The sequence below is a fragment of the Candidatus Eremiobacteraceae bacterium genome, from assembly GCA_035314825.1.
GTDB lineage: Bacteria > Vulcanimicrobiota > Vulcanimicrobiia > Eremiobacterales > Eremiobacteraceae > JAFAHD01.
Genome location: DATFYX010000043.1, coordinates 25,306 through 42,113 on the forward strand (window position 1 = coordinate 25,306; position 16,808 = coordinate 42,113).

Annotated in this window: 16 protein-coding genes; 6 read left to right on the forward strand and 10 right to left on the reverse strand. The window is 65.4% G+C overall.

What is annotated here, in order from left to right; all coding sequences use genetic code 11:
- Positions 1-133 precede the first annotated feature (133 nt).
- Positions 134-883 carry a pirin family protein gene (locus tag VKF82_05670; protein HME81546.1) on the forward strand — a complete coding sequence of 250 codons (750 nt, stop codon included), beginning with the start codon at positions 134-136 and terminating at the stop codon, positions 881-883.
- Here VKF82_05670 and VKF82_05675 read toward each other — a convergent pair.
- The 5 genes from VKF82_05675 to VKF82_05695 all read right to left on the reverse strand — a co-directional run bounded on the left by VKF82_05675 (position 880) and on the right by VKF82_05695 (position 6,712).
- Positions 880-1,410: a hypothetical protein gene (locus VKF82_05675; GenBank protein HME81547.1), complete on the reverse strand. Its 531-nt coding sequence runs from the start codon at positions 1,408-1,410 to the stop codon at positions 880-882. The genes VKF82_05670 and VKF82_05675 overlap by 4 nt on opposite strands.
- Positions 1,410-2,312: a hydroxymethylglutaryl-CoA lyase gene (locus VKF82_05680; protein HME81548.1), complete on the reverse strand. Its 903-nt coding sequence runs from the start codon at positions 2,310-2,312 to the stop codon at positions 1,410-1,412. The genes VKF82_05675 and VKF82_05680 overlap by 1 nt, the downstream gene beginning before the upstream one ends.
- Positions 2,309-4,276: an acetyl-CoA carboxylase biotin carboxylase subunit gene (locus tag VKF82_05685; protein HME81549.1), complete on the reverse strand. Its 1,968-nt coding sequence runs from the start codon at positions 4,274-4,276 to the stop codon at positions 2,309-2,311. Before VKF82_05685 ends, VKF82_05680 begins: the two co-directional genes overlap by 4 nt.
- Positions 4,261-5,043, reverse strand: coding sequence for an enoyl-CoA hydratase-related protein (locus VKF82_05690; GenBank protein HME81550.1), 783 nt, complete (start codon positions 5,041-5,043; stop codon positions 4,261-4,263). The genes VKF82_05685 and VKF82_05690 overlap by 16 nt, the downstream gene beginning before the upstream one ends.
- A 61-nt stretch (positions 5,044-5,104) precedes the next feature.
- A complete protein-coding gene (locus VKF82_05695; GenBank protein HME81551.1) occupies positions 5,105-6,712 on the reverse strand; it encodes a carboxyl transferase domain-containing protein in 1,608 nt (535 codons plus the stop codon).
- A 69-nt stretch (positions 6,713-6,781) separates the two neighbouring features.
- Between VKF82_05695 and ftcD the strand changes: the two genes are divergently transcribed.
- The 4 genes from ftcD to VKF82_05715 are packed head-to-tail and all read left to right on the forward strand — an operon-like array spanning position 6,782 to position 9,934.
- Positions 6,782-7,657, forward strand: coding sequence for a glutamate formimidoyltransferase (gene ftcD / locus VKF82_05700; GenBank protein ID HME81552.1), 876 nt, complete (start codon positions 6,782-6,784; stop codon positions 7,655-7,657).
- The gene (hutI, locus tag VKF82_05705) at positions 7,651-8,907 is read left to right on the forward strand and encodes an imidazolonepropionase (GenBank protein HME81553.1); all 1,257 of its coding nucleotides are present in this window, start codon (positions 7,651-7,653) and stop codon (positions 8,905-8,907) included. Before ftcD ends, hutI begins: the two co-directional genes overlap by 7 nt.
- Complete coding sequence (locus tag VKF82_05710) at positions 8,897-9,481, forward strand: DUF4760 domain-containing protein (protein ID HME81554.1); 585 nt, start codon at positions 8,897-8,899, stop codon at positions 9,479-9,481. Before hutI ends, VKF82_05710 begins: the two co-directional genes overlap by 11 nt.
- Positions 9,482-9,514: 33 nt before the next feature.
- The gene (locus VKF82_05715) at positions 9,515-9,934 is read left to right on the forward strand and encodes an ATP-binding protein (protein ID HME81555.1); all 420 of its coding nucleotides are present in this window, start codon (positions 9,515-9,517) and stop codon (positions 9,932-9,934) included.
- Between the two features lie 29 nt (positions 9,935-9,963).
- Here the strand turns inward: VKF82_05715 and pfp are convergent, their stop codons facing one another.
- Genes pfp through VKF82_05740 form a run of 5 tightly spaced genes read right to left on the reverse strand, consistent with a single transcriptional unit; the run spans position 9,964 to position 15,441 of the window.
- Entirely contained in the window at positions 9,964-11,217 is a 1,254-nt protein-coding gene (gene pfp, locus VKF82_05720) for a diphosphate--fructose-6-phosphate 1-phosphotransferase (GenBank protein ID HME81556.1), read from the reverse strand.
- Positions 11,214-11,777, reverse strand: a complete 564-nt coding sequence (locus tag VKF82_05725) for a hypothetical protein (GenBank protein HME81557.1) — start codon at positions 11,775-11,777, stop codon at positions 11,214-11,216. Before VKF82_05725 ends, pfp begins: the two co-directional genes overlap by 4 nt.
- Positions 11,767-12,336, reverse strand: coding sequence for a hypothetical protein (locus VKF82_05730; protein HME81558.1), 570 nt, complete (start codon positions 12,334-12,336; stop codon positions 11,767-11,769). Before VKF82_05730 ends, VKF82_05725 begins: the two co-directional genes overlap by 11 nt.
- Positions 12,333-12,884: a hypothetical protein gene (locus VKF82_05735; protein ID HME81559.1), complete on the reverse strand. Its 552-nt coding sequence runs from the start codon at positions 12,882-12,884 to the stop codon at positions 12,333-12,335. Before VKF82_05735 ends, VKF82_05730 begins: the two co-directional genes overlap by 4 nt.
- A gap of 55 nt (positions 12,885-12,939) precedes the next feature.
- Positions 12,940-15,441: an ATP-dependent Clp protease ATP-binding subunit gene (locus tag VKF82_05740; protein HME81560.1), complete on the reverse strand. Its 2,502-nt coding sequence runs from the start codon at positions 15,439-15,441 to the stop codon at positions 12,940-12,942.
- A gap of 384 nt (positions 15,442-15,825) precedes the next feature.
- Between VKF82_05740 and folK the strand changes: the two genes are divergently transcribed.
- Positions 15,826-16,808 (forward strand): 2-amino-4-hydroxy-6-hydroxymethyldihydropteridine diphosphokinase (gene folK, locus VKF82_05745; GenBank protein ID HME81561.1); only part of this gene is annotated, 983 nt, incomplete at its 3' end.

A 16,808-nucleotide genomic window follows, 5' to 3' on the forward strand; every position in this document is an offset into this window, starting at 1 on the left:
GGACGGGTGCGCGATTTGATGTCCCTCCGAGCGCGCGCGTTCTCCCACCGCAGGGGGCTTTCCGCTGGGTTTCACCTGAGAAAAGAAGGACGATACCCCGCGCCCGGCCTAGCAAACGGACGATGGATAATATATGGATAGTATAAAGACTATGGCAGGCCAGACAGGCACCTTTGCCATTCAGCGATCCGGCGAGCGCTTCTGCGCCGATCACGGCTGGCTCAAGTCGTGCTTCTCGTTCAGCTTCGCTGAGTACTACGATCCGCGCAATCTCAATTGGGGTGCTCTGCGCGTGCTCAACGACGACAATATCGCGCCGGCGTCGGGCTTCCCGACGCACCCGCATAAAGATATGGAGATCCTGACCTTTGTGCTCAGCGGCCAGCTCGAGCACAAGGACAGCATCGGCAACGAGGGCACCGTGAAGGCGGGCGGCGTGCAGTACATGAGCGCCGGCACGGGCGTGCGGCATTCGGAGACGAATCCGTCCGCCGACGAACCGCTGCATCTCGTCCAGATGTGGGTGCTGCCAGGGCGCAAGGGCGTGAAGCCGTCATACGGCCAGTGCGATTTCAAACCGGCCGACCGGCACAACAAGTGGCTGCTCGTGGCCAGCGGTATTCCGGGTGAGACCGCGCCAGTGACGCTGACGCAGAACGCGTCGTTCCGGGTCGCGCAGCTCGACAACGGCGTGCTTGACCACTCGTTCGGAAATTCGCGCCTCGGATTCTTATTCGTGGCCGATGGAAACGTCGCGGCCAACGGCGCGCAGCTCGGCTCCGGCGATGCGGTGCGCATCGGCGGCGTGCCGTCGCTCTCGTTGAGCGGTTCGGGCGAAGTGCTGCTGTGGGATGTGCCGCCGACCGTCGACGTCCCGGTCTAGACTTTCTTCTCGTCGATCCAAGGATTGATCGCTAGCCTAAGCTCGTTGGCCGCGGTGCGCAGTTTCTGATATCCCTTCGAAGAGCCGGCGTACGCATACAAGCGCTCGAGCAAAGCATTACGCTTTCGGTCTTTGGGGACGCCTGGATCAGCGGCAAGCCAATCGTCGACGTCACGAGCCATCCATTGAACCGATTCGTCATCCAAATCCGTGACGGCGGCGAGCGCACGGCGTACCCGCGCCTCATCCGGTTTCCGATCGAAGCCGACGACCTCCGGCGCGACTGCCGATGTCACACCGTTACGCACCGCGACCGCCATGAACACGAACATGGACAATCTCATGAGCACATAGGCGGCGAACGGCGCGCAGACCGCATAAACAGCGTATTTCGTGTTTGACCACAGGTGCACGCCCAAGACGGCGAATGCAGCGGTGATGTACACGAGGACGACGCAAGCCCAATAGAGCGCCATCGCCACTCGCACCGCTAGCGGCATTGAGCGCACGGCGCTCGCAGGGAGCATCAACTTCCCGCCGTCGCGGCTTGATAGTATCTGCTCGTGGGCGGGTGGTCGAGCGCGGCGGCGATCAGGGTTGATGCCGCGACCACGCCATCGAGCGACACGCCGGTCACGATTCCCATGCCGTCGAGCATATAGACGAGATCTTCGGTGGCGAGATTGCCGCTCGCACCGGGCGCATACGGACAGCCGCCCAGGCCGGCCGCGGACGAATCGAAGATCGAGATGCCGGCTTCGAGCGCTGCGAGCACATTGGCCAGCGCGGTACCACGCGTATCGTGGAAATGCATCGCAAGGCGAGCGATGTCGATGTGCTTCGTCAGCATCGCGACGATCGCTTCGACTTGGTTCGGCGTCGCGACGCCGATCGTGTCGCCGATGCTGACCTCGGCGACGCCGAGCGCGTCCAAGCGCTGCGCGATCTCGACCACGCGTTTCGGGTCGATCGTGTCGCCGAACGGCGATCCGAAGCACATCGAGATGTACGCCCGCACGCGGATCGAGTCGCGCTTGGCACGCGCGAGCACGAGGACAAAGCGGTCGATCGACTCGTCGATCGTCGCATTGATGTTGCGCCGGTTGAACTCTTCCGATGCGGCCGTGAAAACGGCGACTTCGGTCGCGCCGGCCGCGAGCGCCCGCTCCAGACCGCGTTCGTTGGGGACGAGCACGGGATACCGAACGCCGGGGCGCCGTTTGATGCGGCGCAGCACTTCATCCGCGTCGGCGAGCTGCGGAATCGCCTTCGCGCTGACGAACGAGGTCGCTTCGATCACCGGCAGGCCGGCGTCGGAGAGCGCGTCGATGAAGCTGACTTTGACGCCGGTCGGGACCTCGACGCGTTCGTTCTGCAGGCCGTCGCGCGGGCCGACCTCGACGATGGTGACCCGCTCGGGATAGGTCATGCCGCCGGCTCGACCTCGACGAGCACTGCGCCTGCATCCACTCGGTCGCCTGTCCGGACATGCACCGAGCGCACGCGACCGTCGAACGGCGCGGTGATCGCATGTTCCATCTTCATCGCCTCGATCACCGCAAGCACTTGGTGCGCGCTGACGACCGCACCTGGCGCGCAGTCGATCTTCACGACGGTTCCGCTCATCGGCGCGGTGGCCGAACCGGAACCCCCGCCCGCAGCCGCGTGTGCGCCCGCGTGGGCCACGTCCTCGAGCGCGTCGAGAACGTAGGCGCGCCTTTGCGCGGGCTCGCCGGCGGCCAGCTCGACACCCGTTTCTGTGCGCCACGCACGCAGGCGATGGTGCTGCGCCGACTCGTGCACGTCGAACTCCGTGGGCTCGCCGGCGGCCCTCACGAGCGCTTCGCGCTGTGCTTCTCGGCAACGCCATCCGCCGGAGCGCCAGTCGTGCGACACCTCGATCGCATGCGCGGCGGGCGCGATGAAGCGCACGGTTCGTCCTTGTTGGGCGGGCCGCCACGCGCCGAGCGTCTGCAACGCGCCTGCCGCCGCGAGCGCCCACAACTGCTCCCTGCTCGGATCCACGTCCGCGCCGGGCCAGCGATGCGCATCCAGAAAGTCCGTTGCGGTCTTGCCTGCTGCGAAGTCCGGTTCGTGGACGAGCCAGCGCAAGAATCCGACGTTGGTGGATATTCCCGCCACGTGGCACTCGCGCAGGGCCGCCTGCAGCCGGCCGAGCGCTTCTGCGCGCGACTCGCCGTGCGCGATGACTTTGGCGAGCATCGGGTCGTAGTCGGTCGTCACTATCGACCCGGCGTCGATGCCTGCATCTACGCGGATTCCCGGACCGGATGGCCAGCGGACGTCCAGCACGCGGCCGCTCGAGGGCAAGAAGCCGTTGGCCGGGTCCTCGGCGTAGATGCGCGCTTCGATCGCGTGCCCGTGCGGCGCGACGTCATCCTGTGCGATATCGAGCTTCGCGCCCGCCGCGATCTGTATCTGCTCGCGCACCAGGTCAATGCCGGTGACCATCTCGGTGACCGGATGCTCGACTTGCAGGCGTGCGTTGACTTCGAGGAAGTAGAACGCGCCATCCGGGGCCAGCATGAATTCGACCGTGCCCGCGTTCTCGTAGCCGACCGCGGCCGCGACGCGCAACGCCGCTTTCCCCAGTTCCTTGCGCAGCTGCGGGGTCACCGCCGGCGATGGAGTCTCTTCCACGATCTTTTGATGGCGGCGCTGGATGGAGCAATCGCGCTCGTTGAGATGGACGTATGCGCCGTGCCGATCGCCGAGAATCTGCACTTCGACGTGGCGCGGCGACTCCAAGTATTTTTCGAGGAAGACCGTGCCGTCGCCGAACGCCGAACGAGCTTCGCGCTGTGCGCCTTCGATGGCGTCATGCAATTGCGCGAGGTCGCGCACCAGGCGCATCCCCTTGCCGCCGCCGCCGGCCGCAGCTTTGACGATGAGCGGCGTTCCGATGCGCTTGGCCTCGCGGACGAACACGTCGACGTTTTGTTCCTCGCCCAGATAACCGGGCACGGTCGGCACGCCGACCGTCGCCGCCGTGCGCTTGGCGGCGATCTTGTCGCCGACCGCCTCCATCGCCGCGGGCGGCGGGCCGACGAAGATCAGCTGCGCATCCAAGCACGCCTGGGCGAAGTCGGCGTTCTCAGAGAGAAATCCGTAGCCAGGATGGACGGCGTCCGCTCGAGCCGTGCGAGCGGCGGCGACGACCGCGCCGATGTCGAGATACGATTCGCGCGCGGGCGCAGGCCCGATGCGCAGGGCCTCGTCGCACTCGCGCACGTGCAGCGCCTCGGCATCGGCGTCCGAATAGACGGCGATCGACGTGATGCCCATCGCGCGGCAGGTGCGCGCGATGCGCACGGCGATCTCACCGCGGTTTGCGATGAGAAGACGTTCGATGCGTCTTATTTTTGGCGCCACGAGGGGTCGCGCTTTTCGAGGAACGCGCGCAGACCTTCTTGTCCTTCGTCGCTGGTGCGCTGGTTCGCCAGACGGCGCGCCGTCCAGGCCGGCACGTCAGTGGGCGCGAGGCGCCCGACGGTGAGCGCGATCTCCTTGGCAACGCGTACGGCCGTGGGACCGGCGCTGAGCACCTCTTCGACGATCGCCTGCACCGCCGCGTCGAGATTCGCGCTGGGCACGACGTCGTGGACGAGCCCGATGCGTTGCGCTCGAGCGGCATCGAAGCGCTCGCCGGTGGGGAACAGCGCGCGCGCGTTCGTCTCGCCGATCTTGGCGATGACGAAGGGCGAGATGACGGCAGGCACGATGCCCAGCTTCACTTCTGTGAAGCCGAATGCGGCATCGTCGGCCGCGACGACGCGGTCTGACGCGGCGCACGCACCGGCGCCGCCGCCGAGAGCCGCTCCTTGAACCCTGGTGATCACGGGGACCGGACAGCTGTTGATCGCGTGCATCATGCCGGCGAGCTTGAGCGAGTCATCGAGATTCTGTTCGCGCGTCATCTGCAGGCTCGCGGCCATGTAGCTGACGTCCGCGCCGCCGCAGAACACCGGCCCCGCGCCCGCGAGGACGACCACACGCAGGGTGTTGTCCCGCGCGAAGCCTTCAAACGTCGCGCGGGCCGCCGCGATCATCTCCGGGTCGAAGGCATTGCGCCGATCCGGCTGGTTGAGGGTCACGCGCGCCACCGAACCATCGCGCACGAGCGTCACCGAGTCTGGCATGAGTCATCTCCTCTGACGGTCGAATAAATTCGACCGCTCCATCCGATCGAGAATTCGACCGCTACATCCGAAAGACGCCGAAGGTCGTGGGTTCCAGCGGCGCGTTGGCGGCGGCCGAGATGCCGATGGCCAGCACGCGCCGCGTGTCGGCCGGATCGATGATACCGTCGTCCCACAGCCGAGCGGTGCTGTAATACGGGTTGCCCTCGGCTTCGTACTTCTCCAAGGTCGGGCGCATGAAGTCCACGCGCCCCTGCTCGGTCATCGTCGCGCCCTTCTTCTCCAGCGCCTCCAGGCGGACCGTCAACAGGACATTGGCCGCTTGCGGGCCGCCCATCACCGAGATGCGTGCGTTGGGCCACATCCACAGTTGGCGGGGCGAAAACGCGCGCCCGCACATCCCATAGTTGCCGGCGCCGAACGACCCGCCGATGATGACCGTGAACTTGGGGACGTTCGCGTTGGCGACCGCCATCACCAGCTTGGCGCCGTCTTTGGCGATGCCGCCCTCTTCATATTTCTTGCCGACCATGAAACCCGTGATGTTCTGCAAGAACACCAGCGGCACGCCGCGCTGACAGGCCAGCTCGATGAAGTGCGTCGCCTTGAGCGCGCTCTCTGAGAACAGGATGCCGTTGTTGGCCAGGATGCCGACCGGATTGCCTTCGATGTGGGCGAAACCGCACACGAGCGTCTCGCCGTAGAGCGCCTTGAACTCGTGGAACTCGCTTGCGTCGACGATGCGCGCGATCACCTCGCGCACTTCGTACGGTTTGCGCCAATCGCGCTGCACGATGCCGTAGAGCTCGCGCGGATCGAACTTGGGCGGACGCGGCTCGCGCACCGGCCACGGCGAGCGCTTGACCCGATTGAGGTTGGCGACGATCTCGCGGCACATCGCCAATGCGTGGCGATCGTTGAGCGCATAGTGATCGCTGACGCCTGAGATGCGCGCATGCACGTCCGCCCCGCCGAGCTCTTCTGCACTGACGATCTCGCCGGTCGCGGCTTTCACCAGCGGCGGGCCGCCGAGGAAGATCGTGCCTTCACCTTTGACGATGATCGTCTCGTCCGACATCGCGGGGACGTACGCGCCGCCGGCAGTGCACGAGCCCATCACCGATGCGATCTGCGGGATACGCTTGCTCGACATCTGCGCTTGATTGTAGAAGATGCGTCCGAAGTGCTCGCGGTCGGGGAAGACCTGGTCTTGAAGCGGCAAGAACGCACCGCCCGAGTCGACCAGATAGATGCACGGCAGATGGTTCTGCTGCGCGATCTCTTGCGCGCGCAGATGCTTCTTGACGGTCAGCGGGAAGTACGTGCCGCCTTTGACGGTGGCGTCGTTGGCGACGATGATGCACTCGACGCCCTCAACCTGTCCGATGCCGGTGACGATGCCGGCGCTCGGCGCGTCGCCTTTGTACATATCCCACGCGGCCAGCGCGGAGAATTCGAGAAACGCCGAGTGCGGATCGATGAGCAGTTCGACGCGTTCGCGTGCAGGCAGCTTGCCGCGCGCGACGTGTTTGGCCATCGCTTCAGCGCCGCCGCCCTGCGCGACGAGCGCGTGGCGCGCCGCAAGCTCTTCGAGCAACGACACGAAGCGCTCGCGATTTGCGGCGAACTCTGGCGACGCGGGATCGACGCGCGATTCAATGACGGCCATCGTGGTGTCGGCAACTTACGTCTCGCAAGGGACGGCGCCTGCACGAGGCCAACGAGGAGCGTCAGTCATATGTCAAGCGTTTTTGAGTGCGTTCCCAACGTCTCCGAAGGGCGACGCGCCGACGTCATCGCCGCGATCGGCGCCGCGGCGGCCGGTCCGGATGTCGTGCTGCTCGACACGCAAAGCGACAGCGCGCATAACCGCTCCGTCTACACCTTCGTGGGCAGCGGGGAGGGCGTGCTGGGCGCCGCCGTGCGCCTCGCGGGCGCTGCGATCGAGCGCATCGACCTGCGCGCGCATAGCGGCGAGCACCCGCGCATGGGGGCGGTCGACGTCATCCCGTTCATCCCCGTAAGCGGCGCGACGATGGACGATGCCGTAGGGCTCGCGCATCAGTGCGCCGCGCAGGTGTGGGAACGATACCGGCTGCCTTCCTACTTCTACGAATTCGCGGCGACGCGGCCTGAACGGCGAGACTTGGGCAATGTGCGCAAAGGCCAGTTCGAAGGGCTGATCGAGGCGGTCAAAGATCCGGCGCGCCATCCGGACACGGGCGAACCGGCGCTGCATCCAAGCGCGGGCATCGTGGCCATCGGCGCGCGCAACTTTCTCATCGCCTTCAACGTGAATCTTGCCACCGGCGATCTGGCGCTGGCCGAACGCATCGCGCTTGCCGTGCGCCGGCGCAGCGGCGGCCTGCTCGGCATCAAGGCGCTCGGCTTCGCGCTGTCCGATTCGATGGTCCAAGTATCGATGAACGTCGTCGACGTCAACGCGATCCCGCTCTACCGGGTGACCGAGCTGATCCGGCGCGAGGCGGCGGCGGCCGGCGTCGCGGTGGCGAACTGCGAGCTGGTAGGCTTGGCGCCGCTTTCGGCGATCGCGGAGTCCGCCGCCTACTATCTTCATCTCGAATCAATCGACCCTCGCGCGGTGACGTGGTAGCACCCACGGCGGCATCATCGTATGCGGTCGTCAACGCGACGCTGCTCACGATGGCGCCGCTGGCGGCGCGCGTCGACGGCGACGCCCGCGTCGGCGAAGATGACCTCGGCATCATACGGGATGCGACCGTCGTCGTGCGCGATGGCGTGATCGTTGACGTCGTGCACGGTCGAGTAAACTCCACCGCTCCATTTAGCGATGATCAGACGATCGATGCGCAGGGCTGCGTCGTCATGCCGGGGTTCGTCGACGCGCACACGCACGCGCTCTTCGCCGGCGATCGAGTCGCCGATCTCGAAGCCCTCGCGCGCGGCGAGCCGCCGGCACTGGGCATCGCGTACACCGTCGAGCAGACGCGCAAGCTCGACCTCGAGGGATTGATCGATGCCGGACGGCGCCGGTTGGCCGCGATGCTCGAGCACGGCACGACGACGGCCGAGGTCAAGACGGGGTACGACCTGACCGCGGCCGGCGAGAGCACCGCGCTGCGAGCGCTGGCCGCCCTCGATCGGATGAGCGCCGTGCCGCACGTCATCGCGACGTTCTGCGGTGCGCATGCGCTCCCGCCGGAGTTCGCGTCGTACGACGCGTTCGTGGACGAGCTGATCGCCGCCATTTTACCCGCGGCGGCCGAGACCGGCGTCGCGCGCTTCGCCGACGCGTTCTGCGAACGCGGCTACTTCACGCCGCGCCAGAGCGCGCGTTTTCTCGAGGCGTGCGCGGCGCGCGGCATGCAGCTGCGCATCCACGCCGATGAGCTCGGCGCAAGCGGCGGCGCGGCGCTTGCAGCCCGGCTGCACTGCATCAGCGCAGACCATCTCAACTTCATCGACGATGCCGACATCGCCGGCCTGCGTGACGCGGGCACGATCGCCGTGCTGTGCCCAGCGACCGCTGCGTATCTCGGCTTAGCGCGGTTCGCACCGGCGCGTGCGCTCATCGGCGCGGGTGTTCCGGTCGCGCTGGCCACGGACTTCAATCCAGGAACGTGTCCGTGCTACTCGCTGCAGGAGGTCGCACACGTCGCGCGGCGCCGGCTGGGCATGAGCGCGCCCGAGGTCATCGCCGGCATCACCGTGCTTGCGGCGCGTTCGCTGGATGCGGCCGGGGTAGCTGGGTGCATCGCACCGGGCCGGCCGGCGGATCTCGTGCAACTGCAGACCAGGGATTTTCGCGAGCTGGGCTACTATTTCGGCGTCAATCTGGCGGCTTGGTCGTCCGTCGGATCAAAGGGGGAACATGTCGCTTGAACTGATCACCGCCCTCGCGACGATCGTGACGGCGGTCGTCATCGGGGCCTCGGCGGTCGCCGCGCTCGTGCAGCTACGGCATCTGCGTGCGAGCAACCAGATCACAGGTTTCCTGACGCTGCGCACCATGCTGGACGATGAGGCTCATCAGCGCGCGATCGCGCTGATCCATCGCGAGGGCGATCTTTCGCAAGACGAAGGCTACCGCAAGTTCGTCATGGACGATGCGGCGCTGCGACCGACGCACGGCCAGGAGCGCTACGAAGAGCTGCGCCTCGCCATCTTGATGATCGCCAATGCGATCGAGGTGATGGGCACGCTAGTGCGCAACGGCGTCGTTGATCAGCGCTTGTTCTTCGAGCAGTACTGCGGGCCGATCGACGGCCTCTGGCGCCGGCTGGAGGGGTATGTACGCCTAGAGCGGCTTGCCCATAGCGACGACGCGATCTGGGAAGATTTCGAGTACCTCGCCGCGCTGTCGCGCCAGTTCGCGGTCGAGCACGCAAGCGTCTACCCGGCCGGCGTGCCGCACCTCTTGCCGCCGCAGGCAAAGCCCGGGGGAACAGGGGTTTGACGTCCGGGTTGCGCGGGTAAAGGCGTAACGATCGTGCGTGAGTCAAGGGACCGGGACTTCCACGCGCTCTACCCGAGCGCATACACCTCTGTTGCCGAGGCGCGCCATGCGGTCGCCGACTTCGCCATCGACTGCGGCTTCGATTTCACCGACGTCTGCGATATCGCGCTTGCTGTCGGCGAGGCCTGCAACAACGCCACCGAGCACGGCCACGTTGCCAGCGGGCATTTCAGCCTCGGCTGCACCTTTGACGGCATCGATCTCGTCATCGAAGTGACGGATAACGGCGCCGGCTTCGACGTGCGAACGGTCGCCGAGACCTCGAGCCGGCGGATGCCGGACCGCGGGATGGGCATCTTCTTGATGCGCACGCTGATGGATAGCGTGGAGCACAACTGCGAAGGCAAAGGGACGATCGTCCGGCTGACAAAGCGCCGGCGCGCCAGGAGCTGACGGTCGAATAAAGTCGACCGCTCCATGAGTCAGCGTGCGAGAACGGCGGGGGAGAAGCGGGTTTTGAAATCGGCCGCGGACATGCCCGCGGTCTTGGCCAGTTCTCCTAATCGCGGCTCTTCCAAATCGGCCGCCTCCAGGCGGATCATGTATTTGCGGCCCACCTCGTAGGCTTCGGTCGCGGTGTCCACCACGCGAATGCGGATGCGCCCGGTCGCAGGATCGAGCATGTCGTCGAGCGTCACCGGCTCGACTTTTCCTCCGCGCAGCGCGATCATCGCCCCCGAGCCGCCGCGCATGAGGTAGCGCACCGCGCCGTAGCCGAGCGTGCGCGTGTATTCGACGTCGAAGGCCACCGGCTTCGCGCAACGCAGCTCGTAACCGATCTCCTTTTTGATCACGGTCGCGTCGAAGCGCAGCGCTTCGAGCCGCTGACGCACGAACCCGCGCACCGCGTCGCCGACGTCCAGATCGCTGATGCGGATGTGTCCGTATTGGTCGCGCGGCACGTTCTTGAGACCCGCCAGTGACTGCTCGTCCAGATGCTCGACCACTCCCTCAGCGACGATCGCGACGCCATGATCGTGACCCATGAGGCGGCGCTTGATCATGCTGCCGATGATGATGTCAGCGACGAGCTCGAGCGACACGCTCGAACCGGAGAACTCTTCGGGGATGATGGCCAGCGTGCCGCCGGCGGCCTTGCAAATCGCCAGCGCCAGCGCGCCCGACTTGCGACCCATGCAGACCGCCGCGTACCAGCGTGTGGTCGTCTTGGCATCTTCCATGAGACTTTCGACGATGCCCGAGCCGACCGCACGCGCGGTCTCGAAACCGAAGCTCGGCATGTTCTCGGGCAGCGGCAGGTCGTTGTCGATCGTCTTGGGCACGGCCACGACGCGGATCGAGCCGCCGGCAGCCTCGGCGATCTTGGCCGCGCCGAACGTGGTGTCGTCGCCGCCGATGCACACCAGGTCCGTGATGCCAAGAGTCCGCAACGCGGCCACGCAGCTGGCGAGCGTCGTGTCGTTTCTCGCCGGGTTGGTGCGCGAGGTACGCAGAATCGAACCCCCGGTCCAATGGATACGACTGACGTCGTCGATGTGCAATGGGGTCACGTGTGCGGTGTCGGCGCCTGCAAGCCACAAAAAGCCGTCGTAGATCCCGATCACGCGGCACCCTTCATTGATCGCCTCGATCGTCGCCGCCGCGATCACGCTGTTGATGCCCGGCGCGGGACCTCCGCCGACCAAGATGCCTAGGGTGCGGCCTGAATCGCTCATGTGCGCCCTGGGGGTTGAGGTTGCGCCGCCATGAGCTGCGCCATGCGGGGCAGATTTGCCGGATACACGCCGTCCGGATAGCGCGCGAGCCACAGTTTGGCCAGCACGGCGACGTATTCGAAATTCTCAAACGCGGCCGGTCCAAACTTGGCGCGCTGCGCGGCGATCGCAGGCCAAAGGTCATCCCACGAGCGCAGCACCTGGGGGGCCGAAATGTCGAGCCACGAACGCTTGTCCACCAACGAATATTTCATGAACGTCCCTATCTGCTCCCAATAGTCCGCGACCAGCAGTTCAGGGTGTTCGGCTCGCGAGATGCCCCCTTCCGCGTACTGGGCGAGGAACTTCGGATCTTTCAACTTCTCCTGGAGCGCGGTGCGCGAATACTGGATGTGCGTCTGCATGTCGGGCGTATCCCACATCTGCATGAGGGTGAGCAAGGCGTTGAGCTGGTTACTCGTGCGCATGTGGCGCAGCTGGATAAGGGCCGCAATGGCGGTCGCGGCGATAACGACGAACGTCGCGCCGGCGAAGACGGTGCTCCAGACCTCAAGGGACATTCGGCGCGGTGTCCTCGGAATAGATGTCGACCACCGGTAGATGCGGCGCATCTTTCGGATACGTGCCGCCGGCGTGGGCCGCCTCCCACTTCATCGCGCGCGACGCGACGTACTCGAAGTTATCGTACACCTGCGGTCCGCGCGTCCGTCGGATGATAGCGAGAACCGGGTTGAGCTTGTGCCAGGCCGCGATGCACTGGAATCCGCCAGACTCCATGAAACCCTCTTCGGCGGTGTATCCAAGCTTGATCAAGGTGCACATCGACTCCCAAAAGTCGAGATACGCGACCTCGGGATGCTCGAGCCGGTCGATCGGGATCTTCTGGAGACTATCTCGGTAGGCGCGGTCCTGGAGCTTGCGTTCCATCTCGCCCTGGAAGACATAGTTGGCCAATGCGCGTGCATCCGGGCTCGCCCATTTGTCGAGCAGTCCTAGCGATGCGCTGATCTGGTTGCCCGCCCGCATGTGACGCAGTTGGATGACCGCGGCGACCGCCGAGGCCGCGATGACGATGAGCGTGAAGAACGACGAGACCGCCGAGAGCTCTTCCCAGCTCATTCTCTCACGCCGCTCACATCCGGCAGGGGCAGCCGCTCCATGTTCGCGGGAAACGCGCCGCGCGGATGGCGACGTGTGAATTCCCGGCCACGCACGACGAGGTATTCGAAGTTCTCCCAGACCGCGGGGCCACGATTGCGGCGCATCAGGGCGATCGTCACGGCGAGACGATCCCAATCATTGCTCACGGCGAACGAGGCGAGATCGAGAAACGAATCCGCTTGGATAAAACCGTGTTTGACCATCGTGCCGACCTGCTCCCACCAGGTGATGACACGCACTTCAGGATGGAGCGACCAATCGTTTGCCGCCACCTCCAGCGAGCGTGGATAGCCGGGATCTTTCAGTCGGCCGGCGAGCTCGGCCCGCACGTAATGGGAAGCCGCGCGCATGGCGTCGTCATCCCACATCTCATTGAGCTTGAGCATGGCCTGTAGTTGATTGCTCGCCTGCAGATGGCGCAGTTGGATTAGCGCGGCGATCGCGGTAGCCGCGATGACGACAAACGTGCCGACTACGGCCAGGGTGTTGATCACTTCTAGCGACATCGTAAGTAGCGCGTTCGAAGAACGCGCTACTACAGCCTTCGCTCGGGCGCGATGTCTAGTTGCTTGCGGGGCCCGCCTCTGAGGGTTCGGGCACCGGCGGCTTGAGCGGTTCGCCGATCTTGTGGAATACCGTCTTGCCGTCCTCGGCGTCCAACAGGATGTGATCGCCCAGTTTGAACGTGCCGCGCAGCAGCTCTTCGGACAGCGGGTCCTCGACCAGCCGGCCGATCGCGCGGCGCAGCGGGCGCGCGCCGAAGGCCGGGTCCCAACCCTCTTTGGCGATGAGCTCGCGCGCCGCTTCGCTCGCTTCGAGCGTCATGTGCTGGTTCTCCAGCTCCTTGACGACCTTGGCCAGCTCGAGCGTCACGATCTGTTTGATCTGGTCCATGTCGAGCGAGTGGAAGACGACGACCTCGTCGACGCGGTTGAGGAACTCGGGCCGGAAGATGTGCTTGATCTCTTCCAGGATCTTGTTCTTCATGCGCTCGTAGCGCACCGCAGACGAGCCCTCTTCCTTGAGCGGCCGGAAGCCGATGTCGCTGCTCTTCTGGATGCCCATCGCGCCGATGTTACTCGTCATGATGATGACCGTGTTCTTGAAGTCCACGGCGCGGCCTTGAGAGTCGGTGAGCCGGCCGTCTTCGAGCACTTGCAGCAGCAAGTTGAATACGTCCGGATGCGCCTTCTCGATCTCATCGAGCAGCACGACCGAGTACGGACGGCGGCGCACCGCTTCGGTGAGCTGCCCGCCCTCTTCGTAGCCGACGTAGCCGGGCGGCGCGCCGACCAGTCTGGACACGGAGTACTTCTCCATGTACTCGGACATGTCGATGCGGATCATCGACTCGGCGTCGTCGAACATGAACTCGGCCAGCGTGCGTGCCAGCTCGGTCTTGCCGACGCCCGTCGGGCCCAAGAAGATGAACGAGCCGATCGGCCGCTTCGGGTTTTTGAGGCCCGCTCGTGCGCGCCGGATGGCGCGCGAGATGACCTTGATCGCCTCGTCTTGACCGACGATGCGCTTGTGCACCACTTCGTCCATGTTGAGGAGCTTGGCGGTCTCTTCTTCTTTGAGCTTGCTGACCGGGATGCGCGTCCAGGTCGAGACGATGTGCGCGATCTCCTCGGGACCGACCGTGTTGGTCTTCTCGCCCTTGGCATTGCGCTTTTCGAGCCACTCGGCTTCCATCGTCGCCTTCTTGGCGCGCATCTTCTCCTCGCGGTCGCGGATCTGCGCCGCACGCTCGAATTCTTGCGCCTTGATGGCGGCCTCTTTTTCGGCTTTGACCTTGCGGATCTCGGTCTCGACTTCGCGGATGTCCGGCGGCAGCGAGGTGGACTGCAGCCGCACGCGCGACGCCGCTTCGTCCATCAGGTCGACCGCCTTGTCGGGCAGGAAGCGATCCGAGATGTAGCGCGCCGAAAGGCGAGCAGCGGCTTCGAGCGCTTCGTCGCTGATCTTGACGCGATGGTGCGCTTCGTAGCGGTCGCGCAGGCCCTTGAGGATCTCGACGGTCTCGTCGACCGAGGGCTCGCCGACCATGATCGACTGGAAGCGGCGTTCGAGCGCCGAGTCCTTTTCGATGTGCTTGCGGAACTCGTTGAGCGTCGTGGCGCCGATGCATTGCAGTTCGCCGCGCGCCAGCGCCGGTTTGATGATGTTGGACGCGTCGATCGCGCCTTCGGCAGCGCCGGCTCCGACCAGCGTGTGGAGCTCGTCGATGAACAGGATGATCTCGCCGCTTGCACCGCGGATCTCGTCCATGACGCGCTTCATGCGCTCTTCGAACTCGCCGCGGTATTTCGTGCCGGCGACCAGACCCGCCAGATCGAGCGTGATGACGCGCTTGTCGCGCAGCAACTCGGGCACGTCGCCGTTGATGACGCGCTGGGCCAAGCCCTCGGCGATCGCGGTCTTGCCGACGCCGGGCTCCCCGATGAGCGCGGGATTGTTCTTGGTGCGGCGCGAGAGGATCTGCACGACGCGTTCGATCTCGGTATTGCGGCCGATGACCGGGTCGAGCTTGCCCTCGCGGGCGAGCTGCGTGAGGTCGCGGCCGTACGCGTCGAGCGTCGGCGTCTTGCTCTTGCCTTTCGAGGCGGTCTGGGTCTGCGTCTCGGCGCCCAGCAGCGAGGTGGTCTGCACGCGCACCTTGGCCGGGTCGACACCCAGGTTGGTAAGCACGCGCGCGGCGACGCCCTCGCCTTCGCGGATCAGGCCGAGCAGCAAGTGCTCGGTGCCGATGTAATTGTGGTTGAGCTGACGCGCCTCTTCGAAGGCCAGTTCGATGACGCGCTTGGCCCGCGGGGTGAACACCATCTCCTGCTGCACGGTTTGGCCACCGCGCCCGACGATCGCCTCGACTTCGGCCCGAACCTTCGCCAGGTTGACTCCTAGAGTTTCCAACACTTTGGCGGCAAGGCTCTCGCCTTCGCTGATGATGCCGAGCAGGATGTGTTCCGTTCCTATATAGTTGTTGCCGAGCCGCTGCGCTTCTTCTTGGGCCAGCACGATGCTGCGGCGCGCGCGCTCGGTGAACGGTTCCCACATTGACATATATCTATAATTTCTCCACCGGCCGCGGAAGCGGCCGCTTCTTGACTAGGTGCACAGGTGTTCGACGTTTTGCGCCGATTCCGCTTCTTTTGCGACCTAGACGTTTAGGGGAAAAGAAAAAGCCCCAAGGGCTCTCGGTCTTCGCTGTACTGGAGCCCGCCGGTGAAGGCGGGAGTCGCATCGGCTTTCGCTTGATCAGGTCATGCCCAATCGCTACGCCCGGGTTACACAATCCGGATGCGGTCGGTGCTCACGCCGTCCGCTCGCCGATCGGTACGCTATAGAGCGGGCCCCTTGAGGCTTAAGCGCATGATACGCCGACGTCACTAGAGTGTCAAGGCGAATGCCGCCGGAAATCCGTGAAGTTCTCAAGAAGACTCTCGCATGTCGGAATCTTCGCACTTCGTCGCGATCGGTCTGGGCTCGAATCTAGGAGACCGGCAGGCTAATCTCTCGCGCGCCCTCGCATTGCTGAGAGAAGTTATCCACATCGAGCGGATCTCGCCTGTGTATGAAACTGCGCCCGTCGGATTTGCGCAGCAGCCGGATTTTCTGAACTGCGCGTGCACGGGACACACCGCGCTCGCCCCACGCGAGCTGCGGGCTGCGCTCGCGTCGATCGAGCGCCGCGTCGGGCGCGCCGCGTCGTTCCCGATGGGTCCGCGCGCCATCGACCTCGACATCCTGCTCTATGACGATCTCGTCATGCGCGATGAGGAGTTGACCATACCCCATGCGCGCATGGCCGAGCGCGCCTTCGTCCTCGCGCCGTTGCGCGATGTCGCGCCCGATGCGACTGAGCCGGTGTCGGGGCGGACCGTGCGCGCACTTGCCGCCGCTGCGGACATGTCGGGCGTGCGCCGCTTGGATGGAGACCTCGTCGCGCGCATCCGGCGCGACGTGCAAGAGATGCGTCCGCAGGTGCCACTGTCGCTCAACCGCGCAGGCATCACCGGCGTGAAAACCACGATCTCGTTGGCGCTGCCCGCCGGGCGTCAGAGTGCGATCGCGACGCTGGACATCTTCGCGGACCTCGACGCTGCGCACAGCGGCGTGCACATGTCGCGCTTTTCCCAGGATCTCGAGGACGCGCTCTCTGATCTCGCCGGCCAGCCCGGCGCGCGGGTGGAGTCGCTCGCGCTCGCCGTCGCGCAACGGGTGGTCGCAAGCCAGCGCGCGGAGATCGCACACGTGGATCTGCGCGCGGAGTTCGCGCTGCCGCGGCACACGCCGGCGAGCGGCATACCGACCAACGAGTATTACACGGTGCTCGCCAAGGCCGTTGCGGCCGTAGATTTTTCGCGCAGCTTGCTCGGCGTCGAGGCCGAGGGGATCACCGCGTGTCCGTGTGCGCAGGCGATGGTCGC